The organism is Devosia pacifica (assembly GCF_014652635.1).
Classification (GTDB): domain Bacteria; phylum Pseudomonadota; class Alphaproteobacteria; order Rhizobiales; family Devosiaceae; genus Devosia; species Devosia pacifica.
Map to the genome: position 1 here is coordinate 864,079 of NZ_BMZE01000002.1, position 18,859 is coordinate 882,937.

An 18,859-nucleotide genomic window follows, 5' to 3' on the forward strand; every position below is an offset into this window, starting at 1 on the left:
TCTCACGTTGTATAGATCGACGACCGGTCCCCCGCCGGCCGGGTCTTTCGCGGAGCCGACATGACCATACCCGGAATTCTCGCTATCGTCCTCGCAATTGTCAGCGCGGCGGGCGTGTCTGCTTTCCTGTCCTGGCGCCTGCCGATGGCGCCGCTTTCATCGGCAGTAATTGCAGCAGGGACGGTGGCCGGGCTGGTGCTCGGCATCGCGGGCATGAGCCTTTTTGCGTTTATCGTTGTTGTTGCCGGACTTGCGGCGGCTGGCGCCGGGGTTCTTTACGACCGTGCTGTCTTGAAGGGCTGGCAGCTCGTTCTGGCGGATGCGGCGATTACCGCGATCGCGATCGTCGCGGCGGTGCGCATGGCGCCGACCGCGCTCGATCTCGCCGCGCCCTTATTGCTTGAAACGCTGATCGGGGCGCTGGCCATCGGGGTCTGCGGGCTCGGGCTTCGGCGTGCCGACCGCTTACCCGGCTACTCAGCCTCGATCGCGGCGTGCGTTGCAGCAGTCGCGACGTTCCTCGCGCTATGGCTCGATGCTGAAAACTATCTGGCGATCTGGTGGCTGGCGGCATTCGGGGCCGCGCTCGCCGGTCTTGCCATCATCACCAGAGCCCGCGCTGCTCAGTTCGGCGCAGCCGGAACAAGTTTTATCGCTGTCGAGGCCGGTCTGCTGATCCTGGCGCTGCTCGAGCACCTGGGCTGATATCAGGCCGAGGCGAGCATCAATCCGGCAATCGACACGATGAGAATGGCGCCGGCACTCGATGCGGTCAGCATGATGAGGCTCTGGCGGCGCGCCGAGCGCACTGCCCGGGTCAGTTCCAGCATATCGGTGTCGCTCATATCGCGGTCCTCGCTCTTGTGACGCACACATGCGCGTCAATCGCTGGACCGCCGCCCTTTTCGGCCTGTTCTGACCCAGTTCAGACACTCTAGCGCCAGCAGCCGAAATCCCCGAGCGCGTCTCGAAAACGCAGTTAAATTTCATCAAATGCGGTCGATCTGCTTCTTGTATGGTAGATATTGCCGACGCCTGCGGATCATGCCACAAGGGTCTCATGACCAGTTCAGCCCCATCCCATTTGCACCCCGATCGTCTGCTTCCTGCATCCGAGCCGGCCAAATCAATCGCCCGCGAGCTTTATGAGTCGGTCAAGGACCTGCCTCTGATCTGCCCGCACGGCCACACGGACCCGTCGTGGTTTGCCGATAACCAGCGGTTTCCGGACCCGGCATCGCTGTTCCTGATCCCCGACCACTACGTGCTGCGCATGCTGCGCAGCCGCGGCATCAGCTATGATGACCTCGGCGTGCCGCGCAGGGATGGCGGGCCGGTGGCCGACAGCCGCAGCGCATGGCAGAAGTTTGCCGAGAACTATTATTTGTTTGCGGGCACGCCTTCGAAGACCTGGATCGACCACTCTTTCTCGTTGGCGTTCGGTATCGAAGATGAACTCAGCGGCGATACCGCGAGCCAGATCTACGACACGATCGACAAGCGCCTCGGCGATGCCGATCTGTTGCCGCGGGCACTGCTCGACAGCTTCAAGGTTGAAGCGATCGCGACCACCGAGTTTGCACTCGATGATCTGCCGCATCACCAGAAGCTGGCGACCGATGGGCTGATCGGGCAGGTGCGCACGACCTATCGCCCGGACGATGTGACCGACGCGAGCCGTCCGGCGATTGCCGAGAACATCAAGAAGTTCGGTGAACTGACCGGCGAAGACGTGACCAAGTGGGACGGGCTGATCAATGCTCACCGCAAACGGCGCGAATATTTCCGCAAGTTCGGGGCGGTTGCGACCGACCACGGCGTGCCGACCGCAATGACCGCCGATCTCGAGCCCAGCGAGAAGCAGGCGCTGCTCGACAAGGTGCTTGCCGGTCGTCACGACGCTGTCGATGCGGAACTGTTCCGCGCGCAGATGCTGACAGAGATGGCTTTGCTATCGGTCGAGGATGGCATGGTGATGCAGATCCATGCCGGTTCGCGCCGCAACACCGATCCGCTGCTGTTTGGCGAACGCGGACCGGACAAGGGCGCCGATATTCCCGGCACCACGGATTATGTCGGTGGTTTGCAGGCGCTTCTCGGGCGCTGCGGCAACGAGCCTAACCTCAACATCATCATGTTCGTTCTCGACGAGACGACCTATGCGCGCGAATTGGCGCCGATGGCCGGTTACTGGTCATCGCTGCAGATCGGGCCGCCGTGGTGGTTCCACGACAGCCCGCAGGGCATTCGCCGTTATCTCGACCAGGTGGTGGAGACGGCAGGGTTCTACAATCTCGCCGGTTTCAACGACGACACGCGAGCGCTGCTGTCGATCCCCGCGCGGCACGATGTGTGGCGGCGCGAAGTGTGCCGGTTCCTTGGCGAGTGGACCGCAGAGCACCGGTTGAGCGCCTCGACCGCAACCGAGTTGGCAAAGCATCTCAGCTACGACGCGGCAAAAGCGGCCTATCACCTGCCGTAACAGCATGCGGGGCGGGCTGGTTGCAGTCCGCTCCGGCTTGCGCATTTGTGCTGCAAGATCAGTCGCGCACGACGAAGAGCTATGATTTACTGCCAAGTATGGTGAATCAGTCTCCTGTTGAAACGGCGCTCAGCCGCGCCATGATCCGTTGGTCGCTGACCAAGTCGACGCCGGTGGCGGAAACGCCGACCAGCTGGATTTTTCGTGTCGAACAGAACGGCCGCAACTTCGCAGCGCTGAAGATCCTGAAGCCTTTGGCGGCCGAGGAGGAGCGCCGCGGGGCCGGGCTGATGCAGTGGTATGCGGGCGAAGGCGCGGCCACGATCTTCGATACCCATGGCGATACGATCTTCATGGAATGGCTGAACGGCATCCCGCTCGGCGATGCGGTGCGCAAGGACCGCGACGAGGAAGCAGCCATTGCCATTGCGACCGTGGTTGGGCAATTGCATCGTCCGCGCCCGGAGGCGCCCGAAGATCTGATGCCGCTACGGGAGCGGTTCGAAGCGTTATTCGAGACCGATGTGAAGGCCTGGCCGCATACCGCGCGCGACCTCTATGCGCGCGCCAATGGCATCGCCATCAAGCTGTTCGACAAGCCGAGCGCGCAGATTCCGCTGCATGGCGATCTGCACCACGACAACATCATCTCCTCGGATCGCGGCTGGCTGGCAATCGACCCAAAAGGGCTGCTGGGCGATCCGGCCTATGAAGTGGCCAATGTGTTCCAGAACCCGGCCGGCTCGACCAAGCTGGCGGCGGACCCGAAGCGGATCGCGATGCTGGCCGACATGTTCGAGGCGCGGCTCGGGTTCAATCGCAAGCGCGTTCTCGGCTGGGCTGCGGCACACGCGGCGCTTTCGGCCTGCTGGCTGATCGAGACGGATAGCCCGATCACGACACAGCTTGCGGTATTGCCGCCATTGCTTGCGGCCTATGATCTTGTCTGAGAGGCGCCGTGATGGCTGAGATTTCGCGGCGGACACTGCTGGCGCTCGGGGCAGCGGCGGCGCTTTCGGCCTGTTCGCCGAGCCTTTCCGGCCTTTCGAACGTCGCGGTTCCGCCAGACAGGCTGACAACGGCGCAGATCACCGAGGCAATCAATGGGGTGCGCGCCAGCAATGGACGCAAGGCGTGGCGCTATAATTCGCGGCTCGAGCGGGCGGCACAGTCGCAGGCCGATCTGATGGCGGCGCGCAACACGCTGTCACACGATCTCGGGGTCACCTTGCGTCAGCGGGTGACGACTGCCGGCTATCTCGGCGCAGTGGGAGAGAACCTTGCCGGCGGGCACACAACCCTGGCATCGGCCATAGAAGGCTGGCTGGCCTCGCCGGGGCACCGCTCGACACTGTTGTCGGAGCGGTTCGAGGAGTTCGGGCTGGCGGTCGCCAAGACGTCTGCCGGCCGGCAATACTGGGCATTGATCGCCGGCGGCAGTTTCGAGGCGTGGCGCAGCTGACAGGCTAGCGGCTCAGGGTGCGTCGAACGGCGTCATCCCACCCACCGAGTTTCGCACGGCGCAGATCCGCGTCCATATCCGGCTCGAACCGCTTGTCGCGGGCCCAGCGCTTGGCAAAGCCTTCCATGTCGGGCCATACCCCCGCCTTCATGCCGGCAAGCCATGCGGCGCCGAGCGCTGTGGTCTCGAGGATCTGCGGGCGATCAACCGGTGCGTCGAGAATGTCGGCGAGGAACTGCATCGTCCAGTCCGAGGCCACCATGCCGCCATCGACGCGCAGCACGGTCTGCTCGGTCTTGTCGGCCCAGTCCTTCTGCATCGCATCGAACAGATCGCGGGTCTGGTAGCAGACGGATTCGAGAGCTGCGCGGGCAATCTCGGCGGGCCCTGTGTTGCGGGTAATGCCGTAAATGGCGCCGCGCGCCTCGGCATCCCACCACGGCGCGCCAAGCCCGACAAAGGCCGGGACCATATAGACGTGCTGATCGTCATCGGCGCTTTCAGCTAGCGGGCCGGTTTCGCTGGCGTGCTGGACCAGTTTGAGGCCGTCGCGAATCCATTGCACGGCGGCGCCGGCAACGAAGATCGAACCTTCGAGCGCATAGGTCACCTCGCCATTGAGGCGGTAGGCGAGCGTGGTGAGGAGGCGGTTCTGCGAACGGACGAGATCCGTGCCGGTATTGAGTACGGCGAAGCACCCGGTGCCGTAAGTGGATTTCAGCATGCCCGGCTCGAAGCACGCCTGACCGATGGTGGCGGCGTGCTGGTCGCCGGCAATGCCGAGAATGGGGATCGCCGCACCGAACAGGTCGATCTCGGTGGCGCCGAAATCATCGGCGCAATCGCGCACTTCCGGCAGGAGCGATTTGGGAATGCCGAGCAGCGACAGGAGCTCGTCGTCCCATTGCTGACGCGCGATGTCGAAGATCAGTGTGCGGCAGGCGTTGGTTGCATCAGTCAGGTGCGCCTTGCCACCCGTGAGACGCCAGACGAGGAAGCTGTCGACAGTGCCGAAGGCGAGCTTGCCGGCATCGGCTTTGTCCCGGGCGCCCTCGACATTGTCGAGCAGCCACTTGATCTTGGTGCCTGCGAAATAGGGATCGAGCAGCAGGCCTGTACGCTCGGTGAACAGCGCCTCGTGGCCCGCCTGGCGCAGATCCTCGCAGATCGAGGCGGTGCGTCGGTCCTGCCAGACGATGGCGTTGTGGATCGGGGTGCCGGTCTCGCGGTCCCAGATCAGCGTGGTTTCGCGCTGATTGGTGATGCCGATGCCAGCGATCTCGGCAACATCAATGCCGGCGTCGCCGATGGCGGTGCGTACCGTGGCAACGACGCTGTCCCATATGTCTTCGGGATCGTGCTCGACCCAGCCATCGCGCGGGAAGCGCTGGGTGAACTCCTGCTGAGAAAGCCCGACGATCTTCTGGTCGGCGTCGAAGACGATCGCCCGGCTCGATGTCGTTCCCTGGTCGATTGCCAGTACAAATCCACTCACAGGCACGTCCTCCCTATGCCGCCTTGGTCTGCATGTAGGCGTCAAGCCGGTCCTTGCCGGCCTGATCGAGCTTCAGCCCGAGCTTGGTCCGCCGCCACAAGATGTCGTCAGGTTTGCGCGCCCATTCGGTTTCTATCAGGAAATCCACCTCGCGCGCATGAAGCCCGGCGCCGAAATGCTCGCCGAGCGCCTCCGGCGATTGCGCATCGCCGAGAAGCTGGCGGGCGCGAGTGCCGTATTGGCGCAGCATCCGGTTGAGCAGGGCCTTGTTGAAACCCGGATAATCCTTGCCGAGGCGGCGCAGTTCGGCATCGAACGCCTTGGGCGCGAATTCGCCGCCTGGCAGCTTGCTTTCGGCTGTCCAGGCGGGGCCGCGCTTGCCGAGAACGCTCTCGATCTTTTCGAGAACGGATTCAGCGAGGCGGCGGTAGGTGGTCAGCTTGCCGCCGAAGACATTGACCACGGCCCCGGTGGCTCTGTCGCCCTCAAGCTTCAGGACATAATCCCGCGTTGCTTCCTGGGCAGCGCTGGCGCCATCGTCGAACAGCGGGCGCACGCCGGAATAGGTCCAGGCGATGCCATCGCGCGTCAGCGGCTTTTCGAAATACTCGCTGGCCGCGCGCAGCAGATAGTCCGTCTCGTCTTCGCTGATCTCGACCGAACGCGGATCGCCCTCGAAGTCCTGATCGGTGGTGCCGATAAGGGTATAATCGTGCTCGTAGGGGATGGCGAAGATGATCCGGCCATCGGCATTCTGGAAGATGTAGGAGCGGTCATGCTCGAACAGCTTGTGCATGACAATATGGCTGCCCTTCACGAGGCGGACATTTTTTGCCCCGTTCTTGCCCATCGCCCCGATGATGACATCATCGACCCAAGGACCGGCCGCGTTGACGAGCATGCGCGCCGTGATGTCTTCGCGCTCGCCGTTCTTCTCTAGCGTGATCTGCCACTGCCCATTCTCGCGCCTTGCTGTGACGACGCGAGTGCCGACACGAATATCGGCGCCACGATCTGCTGCGTCGCGCGCGTTGAGGGCAACGAGCCGGGCATCGTCGACCCAGCAGTCGGAATATTCGAAGCCGCGCTTGAATTCGGGCTTGAGCGGTTCGCCGGTCACGTCCTTGCGCAGATCGAGAGTCTTGGTTGCGGGAAGAAGGCGGCGGCCACCGAGATGATCGTAAAGCGCCAGGCCGGTGCGCAGAATAAAGGCAGGGCGCAGACCCTTGTGGTGTGGCAGCACGAAGCGCAGCGGCCAGATGATGTGCGGCGCCATGGCCCAGAGCACTTCACGTTCGGCAAGCGCTTCATGCACCAGGCGGAATTCATAATGCTCGAGATAGCGCAGCCCACCATGCACGAGTTTGGTTGCGGCGGAGGAGGTGCCGGAGGCCAGATCGTTCATTTCCGCAAGCATCACGGAATATCCACGCCCGGCAGCATCACGCGCGACGCCGGTGCCGTTGACGCCACCGCCGATCACGAAAAGGTCGATTGGGCTGTTCTCCGACATCGGCTTGTCTTTCCTTCGGTTTCGGTTTCCGCGCGTTTGAGTTCGCTTTTAGCGCATCGACATTTCGGGTGATAGTCGAAACACGCCTCGCTGATGCTGCGTTCCGCTGATCCAAGGCGCGGATTGCCGCGGCACATTGACCAAACGCCCGGCAGGGGGCTAGGTCAGCCGATTACAAGCCGGGCTGTTCATGCTTTCCACCTTCATCGTCGTTGCTCCCATCTTTGCGCTGATCGCCCTCGGCTATAGCGCCGTGCGGTTCCGGCTCTATCCGGCGGCCGGGGTGCCCAGCCTGATCGCCTTCGTCAACAACTTCGCAACGCCGTGCCTGTTGTTCAACTCCATGGTCAACAGCGATTTCACCACAGCGTTCAATATCGGCATTATCGGGCCGTTTTATCTCGGCGCGTTCCTGTGCTTCGGGCTCGGCATCTTTGTCGGCATACGGCTTTTCGGAGACACGCGCGGCGAAAGCGTCGCTTCCGGGTTTTCGGCAATGTTTTCCAATACGGTTCTCGTCGGGCTGCCGATCCTGCAGCGTGCCTACGGCGAGGACGCGCTTCCGGTGGCGTTCTCGATCATCGGCATTCACGGCGCGATCCTTTTGACCTCGGCCATGCTGACCATGGAACTGATGCGGCGCGACGGACGCCCTTTGACGGAGGCCCTGGGCAATGCCGGCAAGCGTATCGTCTCCAATCCGCTGCTCTGGGGCATCGCGCTCGGGTTGTCGTTCAATTTCGCGGGTATCGGGCTGATCGAGCCGGCATCGGCATTTTTCTCGATGATGGCGCAGGCGGTGGTGCCGGTGGCGCTTTTCGGTATTGGCGGGGCGCTCAACCAGTACAAGCTTTCCGAGAACTGGTCACAGGCGCTGGTGATCTCTCTGATCAAGCTCTTCGTCCACCCGGCCATCGCCTATGTGCTGATGATCTGGGTGTTGCGGGTCGATATGCAGATCGCCCGCTACGGCATCCTGATGTCGGCGATGCCGGCGGGTATCAATTCTTATGTGTTTGCCACTTATTACAATCGCGGCGTCAGCGTCGCCGCCAATGTGGTGCTGATCGGCACCGTCGGTTCGGCGCTGAGCATTGCCCTGTGGCTGTACATTCTCGGGCACTAGCCGGGAACAGCCTCAGGCGATGCTGACTTCGACCGACACCGTCTCAGGTTCACCCGCCACCGGCACAGCGCGGACCGGGCGCACATCGGCAGCATCAAGCCCGGCTGCCAGCCGTACATGCCTGTCCGTGGGACACAATTGCAGCTCGGGGTCGAAGCCGATCCAGCCCAGCGTCGGCTCATAAGCTTCTGCCCATGCATGAAGGCCTTCGTGCCCGTCTATTCCGCACAGATAGCCGGTGACATAGCGGGCGGGGATATCGAGAGCGCGTGCAGCGCCGATGAAGGCATGGGCCATCTGTTCAGCGCTCGGGGCGATGATTTCGGCGGGTATGGGCTCTGCGCCTTCCTCGGAGTTCTGCGTTTGCGACTGGCTTTGCGATTGCGACTGGCCTTGCGATTGCAGGTCGGCGTCCTGGCTCTGTTGCTGGCGGCCTGGTTCGGCATAGGTTTCAGAGACCCGCTCCATCAGCGCGTGCAGCAGCGCGATGCGGTCATGCTTCATGTTGCGGAACTTGCCGTAAAGCGTCACCGGCACGCGGGTCAGCGCGGTCGTTCGCAAATAGAGCGTCGGCACCGGTTCCGTCTCACTGGGCGCGACGATGCCGTTGGTGTCTGTAGTCACGACGCGCCCCGAAGCCGAGATGCGCAGACGGCCTTCCGGGCGCAGATTGACGAGGTGGACCGTGTTGCCATGAGCGTCAGCAAAGCGGGCGGCATGGCCGATGCCAGGCATCTCCACCCGCCAGCTTTCAACCCTCTGATTGCCGTGGTTGGCCGGCGTCAACAGCAGTTGCAGGACAAGGCTGCCTGCATCTTCGGGCGGCGTCACGGTCAGCTCATGATGGATCGTCAGGCGCATATACTCTTCACGTCATCAGTAGAAATTGTAGCTTTCCGACAGACATTCGGTCACCCGGTTGTTGCGGGCGATGAACTCAGTCAGAAACTCGTGGAGGCCCCGCCGGAAGATCTTTTCCATATTGGTGCCCTCGACCATCGCGCAGAGCTCGGCAACGGCATCGTGGCAATCGACACGGCGGCCGTAGAGCTCGGCGAGCGAATCCAGCGTCTGGCCGAGCATGCGCGAACAATGGGCAAGCGAGCGTGGCATTTGATGCCTGAGGATCAGGAAATCCGCGATTTTCTCCGGCTGGTAACGGTCGCGGTAAAAATGCCTGTAGGAGCGGTGCGCCGAGGCAGCCCGAAGGATCAGCGTCCATTGCTGGATGTCGAGATCGCCGCCGACGAGATCGGCGCGCGGCAGCAGCACGAAATACTTCATGTCGAGAATGCGCGCGGTGTTGTCGGCACGCTCGACGAAGTTGCCGGCCTGGCTGAAGGCGAAACCTTCGTCGCGCAGGATGGTGCCGAGAAGCGCACCCCGAAACTCGTGACTGCGCTGCTTGATCCACTGCAACAGCCCCAAAAGCTTGGCGCCCCGCACATCGCGCGGCTTGATCTGCGAGAACTCCAGCCAGGCGCTGTTGAGGCTTTCCCACATGTCGGAGGTAATGGCCGTGCGCACCGATCGGGCATTGGTGCGCGCGGCGAAAAGGCAGGCTTTGACTGATGAAGGGTTGGTCTCGTCGAACACCATGAATTGCGCCACTGTGTCGACGGTCGCAACCTTTCCCGTGGCCTCGAAAGCCTCATCGACCTCGGCGGCCTGCATCATTGAGATCAGGTGCTCGCTCTCGCCGCCCTCACGATGCGAGGTGAGGCTCATGCGGTAGCCAACCTCGAGCAGGCGCGCCATGTTTTCGGCCCGCTCGACATATCGAGAAAGCCAGAAGAGGTTCTGTGCGGTGCGTCCCAGCATGCTCAATCTTCCAGCACCCACGTATCCTTGGTGCCGCCGCCCTGGCTGGAATTGACGACGAGCGAGCCCTTCTTGAGGGCCACGCGGGTCAAGCCACCGGGGGTGATGCGGACCTCGTCACCCACCAGCACATAGGGCCTGAGATCGACGTGGCGCGGCGCGATGCCGCTTTGCACATAAGTCGGGCAGGTCGATAGCGCCAGCGTCGGCTGGACGATGTAATTGTCGGGCCGGGCCTCGATCTTCTTTTTGAACTCGGCCTGCTGCGCCTTGGTCGAGGTGGGCCCGACCAGCATGCCATAGCCGCCCGAGCCATGTACTTCCTTGACCACCAGATCGCCGATGTTCTCGAGCACCCAGGCGCGCTGGTCCTCGTCGGTGCAGTTATAGGTCGGCACGTTGTTGAGAATGGCCTTTTCACCGAGATAGAACTCGATGATTGCAGGCACGTAGGTATAGACGGCCTTATCGTCGGCGATGCCGGTTCCGGGCGCGTTGACGAGGGTAACATTGCCGGCGCGATAGGCATTGAACAGCCCCGGCACGCCAAGCAGTGAATCCGGATTGAACGTCAACGGATCGATATATTCATCGTCGATACGGCGATAGATGACGTCGACGCGCTCCGGCCCGGTGGTTGTGCGCATGTAGACTTTGCCGCCTTCGACAAACAGGTCCGGGCCTTCGCACAGATGCGCGCCCATCTGATCGGCGAGGAAAGAATGTTCGAAATAGGCCGAGTTGTAGATACCCGGCGTCAGCACCGCGATATTGGGGTTTGACCCAGACCCGTCGGGCGCAACGCTTTGCAGGGTCCGCCTGAGATTTTCCGGATAGGTTTCAACCGGCGCCACACGGGAGCGCTGGAACAGGTCCGGCGCGAGCTGCATCATAGCCTCGCGGTCCTCGAGCATGTACGACACGCCAGAGGGCGTGCGCAGATTGTCCTCGAGCACGTAGAACTCGTCCGGCCCGACCCGCACGATATCGACGCCGATGATGTGCGCGTAGACGTTCTTGGCCGGGTTGAGGCCCATCATTTGCGGGCAGAACGCGGCATTGTTGACGATCAGCTTTTCCGGGACGCGCCCGGCCTTGATGATCTCCTGGCGGTGATAAATGTCATAAAGAAAGGCGTTGAGAGCGCGTACCCGCTGCTCGATGCCCTTGGAAAGCCGGCGCCATTCGGCGGCCGATATGATGCGCGGGATGACATCGAACGGGATGAGCTTCTCGTTGCCCTCATCCGAGCCATAAACGGCAAAGGTGATGCCCAGTTTGCGGAACAGCCCCTCCGCATCGGACTGCATCAAGGTCAGCGCCCGCTCGGGCTGCTCCTCGATCCATTGCTTGAGCACACGATACGGTTCGCGGACCGAACCATCCGAGGCGTACATCTCATCAAAGGGAACATTCTCGTCCATGGCGCTCCAGGGTTGGATGCGGCTGCCCATCGCCTTGCCATTGCTGCACATTTGAGGCGCAACGTCCAGCGTCTCTCACGAATTGGTCACGCAATGGGCTTTTACCGGCCCCAGCCTCGACACCTCCGGCATGGAACGGTATCAGGTGGTCAATGAAAGAAGGGGAGGCCAGATGTCGATAGAAGTGCTGCAAACACACGCGCTGCTGAAGAGCTGCGAGGAGGGAATCGCCGAGCGGTTTACCGTCCACAAGCTGCACGAGGCCTCCGATCGCGACGCGATGCTGGCCGAGATCGGGCCACGGATCAGGGGTATTGCCGGCGGTGCGGTGACTGCCGACTTGATGGACAAGCTGCCCAATCTCGAGATCATCGCCAATTTTGGGGTCGGCTACGACAATATCGACACCGGGGCGGCACGGCAGCGCAATATTCGCGTCACCAACACGCCGAACGTTCTCAACGATGCCATGGCGGAAATGACAGTGGGCATGATGATCGCGCTGGCACGGCGGATTCCGCAGGGCGACCGCTATGTGCGCGAGGGAAAATGGCCATCGGGGACGATGGGGCTGTTTTCCGAACTGACCGGCAAGACTGTCGGCATTCTCGGGCTCGGACGCATCGGCAAGGAAATCGCGCTGCGGCTGCAGGCGATGCGCATGCGGGTGGTCTATCACGGCCGGCACGAACAGCAGAACGAGCCTTATGTTTATTACGGCGATCTCGTTGCGATGGCGCGCGACGTCGACTGGCTGGTGGTGATCGCCCCAGGCGGCAAGGGCACCGAAGGCATCGTTTCGCGCGAAGTGCTCGAGGCGCTGGGGCCGGATGGCATGCTGTGCAACATGGCGCGGGGCACGCTGGTGGATGAAGCGGCGATGCTCGAAATGCTCAAGGCCGGCAAGCTCGGTGGCGCGGCGCTCGATGTTTTCGAGAAGGAGCCACACGTGCCGGAAGGTTTCTTCGACCTCGATAACGTGGTTCTGGCGCCGCACCAGGGCAGTGCCACGCATCAAACACGCAACGCGATGGGACGTCTCGTCATTGCCAATCTGGACGCCCATTTCGAAGGCAAACCACTATTGAGTGCAGTTGTATGAGTGAACTGGTTCTACATGGCGGCAAACGCTCGCCTTTCGTGCGGCGCGTGGCCGTCTGGCTCGGTCTTCAGGGGCGCGCCTTCAAGCGGCGCCCGATCGATATCTTTGGCTCGGATTTCGAGCTGTTTCGCGCCTATAACCCGCTCAGCCGGGTGCCGGTGCTTTCTCTCGGCCACGGCCAGCATCTTATCGAGACGTCGGCGATCATCGATTATCTCGAGGACACTGCCGAGCCTGCCGAGCGGCTGATTCCAGCAAGCGGCGAGGACCGGCTGGTGTGCCAGCAGCGCATCGCGCTCGCCAATGCATTGTCCGAAAAGGGCGTTGCCTATGTCTATGAGACAGAGCGCCGGCCCGCGGACAAGCAGTGGAAGGAGTGGATCGAACGGCTCGAGGCGCAGGTCCGCTCCGGGCTGGAGGCGCTCGAATCGCACCTTCCGGCAGAAGGCTGGATGGGCGGTGACAAGCCTGACGGATCGGATGTCGCGGCGTTGTGCGCCTACGATTTTCTCGTTGGGATCGCAGCGTTTTCCGACAGCGACTGCCCCCGGCTCAAAGCGTTGTCAGAGCGTTCAGCGGCGATCGGCGCGTTCTCGGAATCGCATCCGGCCGCTCAGTAGACGCGGCGATAGGTGTTGGGCGAATAAAACTGCATGGTTTCGCCGCCACCAGGCTGGCGGACATAGGCCCTGAGGCAGCCGTTCCAGCGCTCGACGCGCGTGGCATCGACGCCTCGGCGCCTCAGCGCGCGCAGGTCATCCTCGTTGCGCTCCATTTCGGAGCGCGGTTCGCCAAAGCGCAGGCCAAACTTGAGGGTGAATCCGGGATTGGTATCGTTGCAATAGGGTATCGCCATCGCAGGCGTTGCCAGCAGCAATACCAAGCCAATAGCCGAAGCTAGTCTGATCATCAAGGCTCTCCGATTGTCGCTGAACGATGCATTGGCATTGTGGCAAGAGTTCTACTGGCTCGCAGCGCGCTTTTCGAGCTGGCGGATCATCAGGACGACGGCCGGGATGGCAAAGCTCAGCAGCAGCAGTCGGATGACGTGGTGCGCAGCAACAAAGGCTGTATCGTAGCCGAGAGCGATTCCGAGTGCGCCCATGCCCTCGAGGGCGCCGGGGGCGAGGCCGACCCAGATCTGGCCATACGGCATGTCGACGAACAGGCTGGCGCAGAATGCGACAAATGTCGTGATGCTGACGGCGATGCCGGTAGCGATGAAGCCGCCCTTTGCGGCGCTGAGAAATTCCGAGCGGGAGATGACGGCGAAGCGTGAGCCGAGCAGGGAGCCGGCGGCGACGAAAGCGAGGATAACGACGATCGGCGGCAGGCCGGCATCGTAGAATCCGCCGAGCTTGCCGACGGTCGAAACGGCCATCGCGCCGAGCACCCAGCCGGCCGGGACCTTCAGACGCGCGAAGCCCCACCCCGCGAGCGCGCATGCCACGAGCAGGACCAGCAGCGTTGCCAGTGACATGACGGTCGGCGCAGCGCCGGGCGGGAAGTGCGCGATCGGCAGCAGCATGGTGCCGATCGGCACGGCGATGGTCAGCACCGCGATGCGGATGGTCTGGATGATGACGATCATGCGCGCATCGCCGATGCCGGCGGAGGTCATACCGATGATGAAGGCGAGATGGCCGGGAAACGAGCTGAGATAGGCCGTGCCCTTGTCGAGGCCGAAAAGACGGGACAGGGCCCAGCCGGTGATGGTGACGATCAGCACCAGCTCGGCGACAAGGGCGAGCAGGGTGATCGGCCATTGCGGCAGCAGCGAGAGACTGTCCGGGGCGACATTGGCGCCCATCGACAGGCCGATGAGAATGAAGCCGAGATCCCGCACCCGGTCCGGCAGAAGGATCGGGGCGCCGAGCAGACCGGCGGCGCTGACGGCGATTGCGCCACCCATGATCCAGCCGGCCGGCAGGCCCATTGTTGTGCCGACAAAGCCGCCGGCGCCCGATATGGCGAGCGTCATCGCAGCGCGCAGTGCGGTGGTCATGCTGGATGGCACGCTCATGCGAGTGGCAGGGCTCTTTCCACCAGCCTGATCCAGTAGCTGGTGCCGAGCGGAATGGCCTCGTCGTTGAAATCGTAGGTATCGGAATGCAACTGACTGGAGGGGCCGTTGCCGAGAAAGATATAGGAGCCGGGACGCGCTTCGAGCATGAAGGCGAAGTCTTCGCCCCCCATTGTGGCGTCGGTGTCGGCGTCGACATTGGTTTCGCCGGCGACCTCACGCGCCACCTCTGCCGCAAAGGCTGTCGGGCCGGCGGCGTTCACCGTCACCGGATAGCCGGGCAGGTATTCGAATTTCGCCCGTGCGCCGAAACTCTGCGCATATGCCGGCACGAATTCACCGAGCTTTTCCGGCAGGAAGGCGCGGGTTTCCGGATCGAGTGCGCGCAGCGTACCTTTGAGGCGTACCGTCTGCGGAATGACGTTGAAGGCGCTGCCGGCCTCGATCACGGTAACGGAGACCACCGCGGGGCGCAGCGGGTCGATATTGCGCGAGACGAGGGTCTGCATCGCCGTAACGAGGTGTGCCGCAATCACCACCGGGTCCGTGGCCATGTGTGGCATCGCCGCGTGCCCGCCCGAGCCCTCAAGCTCGATCGAGAACTGGTCGGATGCGGCCATGATGCCGCCTTCGCGAATGGCGAAGTTGCCGAGGGGAATGCCGGGCATGTTGTGCATGCCGAACACTTCCTCAATGGCAAAACGCTCCATCAGGCCGTCCTTGACCATTTCCCTGCCGCCACCGCCGCCCTCTTCGGCGGGCTGGAAGATGACGGCGACGCGGCCGCTGAAATTGCGCGTTTCTGCAAGGTACTTGGCGGCGCCAAGCAGCATCGCAGTATGCCCGTCATGGCCGCAGGCGTGCATCTTGCCGGCAATCGTACTGGCATAAGGCTTGCCGGTTTTCTCATTGATCGGCAGGGCGTCCATATCGGCGCGCAAGCCGATGGTTCTGCCTTCGCCACGCCCGTTGATGATGCCGACAACGCCGGAGCGCCCAAGCCCTGTAACAACCTCGTCGCATCCGAACTCGCGCAGCCTCGCCTCGACCGTGCCCGCGGTGCGTTCGACATCGAACAGCAGTTCCGGGTTGGCGTGAAAATCATGCCGCCAGCCTGTGATCTCCTGCTTGAGCTCGGCGATACGGTTGACGATGGGCATGAGAAAAATCCGGTTTCTTGAAAGTCAGATCAGTGTTGCTGTGGCGCGATGTTGCGTCAATCGCATTGCAGACGGCGAGTCGCTGGCGGGCATGGTTGATACTACGCCTCGGGGCACGGCTCTGCCACACGCTATGCGACAAAAGCGAGCCGGCGGCAGGCTTTTTCCAAGGGGCCAGCGGGATATGGTGCGATTTTCCTGCCGCTCGGCTTGCCGCTCACGGGACGATTTGTAACAACCCTCGGCACAAACGGAGGAGTATCCCTTGGCAGGAAAAATCCTGGTTGCCGTCAAGCGTGTGGTCGACCACAACGTTCGCATTCGCGTCAAGCCTGATGGGTCCGGTGTCGAGACGCAGGGCGTCAGGATGTCGATGAACCCGTTCTGCAAGCATGCCGTCGAGGCAGCAGTTGCGCTGTGTGAGGCTGGCAGCGCAGAGGAAGTTGTCGTGGTCTCGATCGGGCCGAAAGGCGCTACCGATGCGATCCTCACCGGCCTTGCAATGGGCGGGCATCGCGGCATTCTGGTCGAGACCGACGAGACGCTTGAAACGCTTGCCATTGCCAAGATCCTTGCGTCGATCGTCGACGAGGAAAAGCCTGATCTGGTGCTGCTGGGCAAGCAGGCCGTCGACGATGATTCCAATCATGTCGGGCAGATGCTGGCTGCGCTGACCGACAGGCCACAGGCGACGTTCGCCTCAGAAATCACGTGGGATGGCGATACACTGACCGTGACGCGCGAGGTCGATTATGGCCGCGCGAAAGTTTCGCTGACGCTGCCGGCGGTGGTGACTGCCGATTTGCGGTTGAACACGCCGCGCAACGCGGCATTGCCGATGGTGATGAAAGCCCGCTCGAAGCCGCTCTCTGTGCGGCCTCTTGGCGATTTCGGTATCGATACCGCGCCGCGTCTCGTGACGGAAAAGGTCTCGGCTCCGCCTGAACGCGGCGGAGGGCAAGCCGTGAAGTCAGTCGAGGAACTGGCAGCAATCATTGCCGAAGACGTCGCAGCGATGGAGGGTGCGTCATGAGCGTCCTGGTTCTGGCCGATCATGATCTCGGCCGCTTGTCGCCCTCTACCGCACGAACGGTCCATGCCGTTGCCGAACTCGGTCCGATCGACATTCTGGTTCTCGGCGAAGGTGTCGACCAGGTGGTTGCCGATGCTGCGCAGATCTCCGGCGTGCAGCGCGTTCGCGTGTCGCAGGATAGTGGGTTTGTCGGCCAGTCTGCGGAAGCCCTCGTGCCGCTGCTCGCGGAACTTGCGGAAGGCTACAGCCATATCGTCGCCTCTGCCGGATCGGTCGGTCGCGATGTGATGCCGCGTCTCGCTGCCAAGCTCGACCTGATGCCGGTCACCGATGTAACGGCGCTGCTCGGGCCTAACCGGTTCGAACGGCCGATCTATGCCGGCAACGCCATCGAGACTGTGACATCGAACCAGACGCAGCATGTGCTCACGATCAGGACTTCGTCGTTCGCGCCCGCTGCAAACGGCAATTCGGCGACGATCGAGCCTGTCAGCCACGCGCCCGTCATCAGTGCAGCGCGTTTGATCGATGCGCTGCGGACGGAGGGCGACACCCCCGATCTCGGTAGCGCTCGGATCGTTGTCGGTGGCGGCGTTTCGGTGGGTTCGGCTGAAGGCTTCAAGCTGATCGAACAGCTTGCGGCTCAGCTCGGTGCCGCAGTTGGCGCAACGCGCGCCGCAGTCGATGCCGGCTACGCGCCGAATGACTGGCAGGTGGGCCAGACCGGCAAGGTCATTGCGCCCGATCTTTATATAGCCGTCGGCATTTCCGGTGCGCTGCAGCACCTGGCCGGAATTCAGGGCGCCAAGAAAATCATTGCCATCAACAAGGATGCAGAAGCCCCGCTGGTGCAGATCGCCGAACTGCGCCTTATTGGTGATTTGTTCGAGATGGTCCCGGCATTGATGAGGGAACTCGAGGCCAGGGGTGTCCGTCAGGCCTGAAGCGAACTGCAATTGCAAATCCGGCACGCCCGCCTATAAAGGCGGGCACCGCCATCCGATGCGACCAACTGGAAGCGCGTTCTCATGTTCGAGACACTGACCAAAGCCCCCGGCGACAAGATACTGGCGCTGATGGGAGAATTTGCCGAAGACCCCCGTACCGACAAGATCGACCTCGGGGTCGGCGTTTATAAGGACGAAAACGGCAAGACGCCGATCCTCAATCCCGTGCGCAAGGCCGAACAGCGCATGATCGAGACCGAGACCACCAAGTCCTATCTTGGTATTGCGGGCAACAAAGGCTTCGGCAAATCCGTCCTGCAGCTGGTTGCCGGCGATAGTGTCGATCACGCTCGCCTGCGGATCGCCCAGGCGCCGGGCGGTACCGGCTCGCTTTGGGTCTTGATGCAGTTGATCAAGCGAGCCCGGCCCGACGCGACGCTGTGGCTATCGGACCCGACATGGCCGAACCACAAGCCGATCGCCGACAATGCCGGGCTGAAGACCGAGACCTATCCGTATTTCGACCCGACCACCGGCAAGGTGAAAATCGACGAGCTGTTCTCTGTGCTCGATGGGCTCGGTCCCAATGACGTGGTGCTGCTGCATGGGTGCTGCCACAACCCGACCGGCGCCAATCTGACCAATGCCGAGTGGGACCGCGTTGCCGACTCGCTGAAGCGCACCGGCGCCCTGCCGTTGATCGATCTCGCTTATCTCGGGTTCGGCGATGGCCTTTCTGCCGATGCCTACGGCACCCGCAAGGTGCTCTCGAGTGTCGACGAAGCGCTGATCGCGTTCTCGGGGTCGAAGAATTTCGGGCTCTATCGCGAACGTATCGGCGCCGCCATCCTTCTGGCAAAGGACCCGGACGCAGCCGATATCGCCAACTCGCAGATGATGAACATCATCCGCTCGAGCTATTCGCAGCCGCCTGATCACGGGGCAGAGATCATCCGCACCATTCTTGAGGATGATGCGCTGCGCGCCGAGTGGGAAACCGAGCTCGAAGCCATGCGCAACCGCATGATCAGCCTCCGCGAGGCGCTGGTCGAGGCGATCCGCCAGCGCTCGAACACGCATGATTTCGACTTCATCGCCGAACATCGCGGCATGTTTTCGCTTTTGGGGCTTCCTGCTGAGGCGGTTGACCATGCAAAAGTCGAGAATGGTGTCTATATGATAGGGGACAGCCGGATCAACGTCGCCGGCATTCCCGAGAACCGCGTGGATGCTCTGGCCGACGCACTGGTTGCGGCAGCCCGCTAGGCCCG

General features: G+C 62.5%; 19 protein-coding genes. 10 read left to right on the forward strand and 9 right to left on the reverse strand.

Going from position 1 to position 18,859, the window contains the following annotated elements:
- Nucleotides 1-60: 60 nt before the first annotated feature.
- The gene (locus IE127_RS11350) at nt 61-705 is read left to right on the forward strand and encodes a hypothetical protein (RefSeq protein WP_189425777.1); all 645 of its coding nucleotides are present in this window, start codon (nt 61-63) and stop codon (nt 703-705) included.
- A gap of 2 nt (nt 706-707) precedes the next feature.
- On the opposite strand, the gene IE127_RS11355 is transcribed toward IE127_RS11350, so the two are convergent.
- Nucleotides 708-845, reverse strand: a complete 138-nt coding sequence (locus IE127_RS11355) for a hypothetical protein (protein WP_189425778.1) — start codon at nt 843-845, stop codon at nt 708-710.
- A 215-nt stretch (nt 846-1,060) separates the two neighbouring features.
- Between IE127_RS11355 and uxaC the strand changes: the two genes are divergently transcribed.
- From uxaC to IE127_RS11370, 3 genes are all read left to right on the forward strand, one after another.
- Nucleotides 1,061-2,482 (forward strand): glucuronate isomerase, encoded by a 1,422-nt coding sequence (uxaC, locus tag IE127_RS11360; RefSeq protein WP_189425779.1) that lies wholly within the window; start codon nt 1,061-1,063, stop codon nt 2,480-2,482.
- A 98-nt stretch (nt 2,483-2,580) separates the two neighbouring features.
- Complete coding sequence (locus IE127_RS11365) at nt 2,581-3,432, forward strand: aminoglycoside phosphotransferase family protein (RefSeq protein ID WP_189425780.1); 852 nt, start codon at nt 2,581-2,583, stop codon at nt 3,430-3,432.
- An 11-nt stretch (nt 3,433-3,443) separates the two neighbouring features.
- Nucleotides 3,444-3,944 carry a CAP domain-containing protein gene (locus IE127_RS11370; RefSeq protein WP_189425781.1) on the forward strand — a complete coding sequence of 167 codons (501 nt, stop codon included), beginning with the start codon at nt 3,444-3,446 and terminating at the stop codon, nt 3,942-3,944.
- A 4-nt stretch (nt 3,945-3,948) separates the two neighbouring features.
- Here IE127_RS11370 and glpK read toward each other — a convergent pair whose 3' ends face one another.
- Both glpK and glpD read right to left on the reverse strand, forming a co-directional pair.
- On the reverse strand, nt 3,949-5,439 hold the full coding sequence (gene glpK, locus IE127_RS11375; RefSeq protein ID WP_189425782.1) for a glycerol kinase GlpK: 1,491 nt from the start codon (nt 5,437-5,439) through the stop codon (nt 3,949-3,951).
- 13 nt (nt 5,440-5,452) lie between these two features.
- Entirely contained in the window at nt 5,453-6,952 is a 1,500-nt protein-coding gene (gene glpD, locus IE127_RS11380; protein ID WP_189425783.1) for a glycerol-3-phosphate dehydrogenase, read from the reverse strand.
- Between the two features lie 190 nt (nt 6,953-7,142).
- On the opposite strand from glpD, the gene IE127_RS11385 reads away from it, so the two are divergent.
- Nucleotides 7,143-8,078 carry an AEC family transporter gene (locus IE127_RS11385; protein WP_189425784.1) on the forward strand — a complete coding sequence of 312 codons (936 nt, stop codon included), beginning with the start codon at nt 7,143-7,145 and terminating at the stop codon, nt 8,076-8,078.
- Nucleotides 8,079-8,090: 12 nt separating this feature from the next.
- Here the strand turns inward: IE127_RS11385 and IE127_RS11390 are convergent, their stop codons facing one another.
- The 3 genes from IE127_RS11390 to IE127_RS11400 are packed head-to-tail and all read right to left on the reverse strand — an operon-like array spanning nt 8,091 to nt 11,323.
- On the reverse strand, nt 8,091-8,939 hold the full coding sequence (locus IE127_RS11390; RefSeq protein WP_189425785.1) for a transglutaminase family protein: 849 nt from the start codon (nt 8,937-8,939) through the stop codon (nt 8,091-8,093).
- 15 nt (nt 8,940-8,954) lie between these two features.
- Complete coding sequence (locus IE127_RS11395; protein WP_189425786.1) at nt 8,955-9,899, reverse strand: alpha-E domain-containing protein; 945 nt, start codon at nt 9,897-9,899, stop codon at nt 8,955-8,957.
- 2 nt (nt 9,900-9,901) lie between these two features.
- Entirely contained in the window at nt 9,902-11,323 is a 1,422-nt protein-coding gene (locus tag IE127_RS11400) for a circularly permuted type 2 ATP-grasp protein (RefSeq protein ID WP_373297310.1), read from the reverse strand.
- 172 nt (nt 11,324-11,495) lie between these two features.
- Here IE127_RS11400 and IE127_RS11405 point away from each other — a divergent pair, with 172 nt between their 5' ends.
- Together IE127_RS11405 and IE127_RS11410 are read left to right on the forward strand one after the other, a co-directional pair.
- Nucleotides 11,496-12,425, forward strand: coding sequence for a 2-hydroxyacid dehydrogenase (locus IE127_RS11405; RefSeq protein ID WP_189425787.1), 930 nt, complete (start codon nt 11,496-11,498; stop codon nt 12,423-12,425).
- Complete coding sequence (locus IE127_RS11410) at nt 12,422-13,045, forward strand: glutathione S-transferase family protein (RefSeq protein WP_189425788.1); 624 nt, start codon at nt 12,422-12,424, stop codon at nt 13,043-13,045. The genes IE127_RS11405 and IE127_RS11410 overlap by 4 nt, the downstream gene beginning before the upstream one ends.
- Here IE127_RS11410 and IE127_RS11415 read toward each other — a convergent pair.
- Genes IE127_RS11415 through IE127_RS11425 form a run of 3 tightly spaced genes read right to left on the reverse strand, consistent with a single transcriptional unit; the run spans nt 13,039 to nt 15,608 of the window.
- Entirely contained in the window at nt 13,039-13,335 is a 297-nt protein-coding gene (locus IE127_RS11415; protein ID WP_189425789.1) for a hypothetical protein, read from the reverse strand. The genes IE127_RS11410 and IE127_RS11415 overlap by 7 nt on opposite strands.
- Before the next feature lie 51 nt (nt 13,336-13,386).
- Entirely contained in the window at nt 13,387-14,430 is a 1,044-nt protein-coding gene (locus tag IE127_RS11420; RefSeq protein ID WP_189425790.1) for an AbrB family transcriptional regulator, read from the reverse strand.
- Nucleotides 14,431-14,444: 14 nt separating this feature from the next.
- On the reverse strand, nt 14,445-15,608 hold the full coding sequence (locus tag IE127_RS11425) for a M20 aminoacylase family protein (protein WP_189425791.1): 1,164 nt from the start codon (nt 15,606-15,608) through the stop codon (nt 14,445-14,447).
- 265 nt (nt 15,609-15,873) lie between these two features.
- Here IE127_RS11425 and IE127_RS11430 point away from each other — a divergent pair, with 265 nt between their 5' ends.
- The 3 genes from IE127_RS11430 to IE127_RS11440 all read left to right on the forward strand — a co-directional run bounded on the left by IE127_RS11430 (nt 15,874) and on the right by IE127_RS11440 (nt 18,854).
- The gene (locus IE127_RS11430) at nt 15,874-16,641 is read left to right on the forward strand and encodes an electron transfer flavoprotein subunit beta/FixA family protein (protein WP_189425792.1); all 768 of its coding nucleotides are present in this window, start codon (nt 15,874-15,876) and stop codon (nt 16,639-16,641) included.
- Nucleotides 16,638-17,585, forward strand: a complete 948-nt coding sequence (locus IE127_RS11435; RefSeq protein ID WP_189425793.1) for an electron transfer flavoprotein subunit alpha/FixB family protein — start codon at nt 16,638-16,640, stop codon at nt 17,583-17,585. The genes IE127_RS11430 and IE127_RS11435 overlap by 4 nt, the downstream gene beginning before the upstream one ends.
- 84 nt (nt 17,586-17,669) lie before the next feature.
- Nucleotides 17,670-18,854, forward strand: coding sequence for an amino acid aminotransferase (locus tag IE127_RS11440; RefSeq protein WP_189425794.1), 1,185 nt, complete (start codon nt 17,670-17,672; stop codon nt 18,852-18,854).
- The last annotated feature ends 5 nt before the right edge of the window (nt 18,855-18,859 follow it).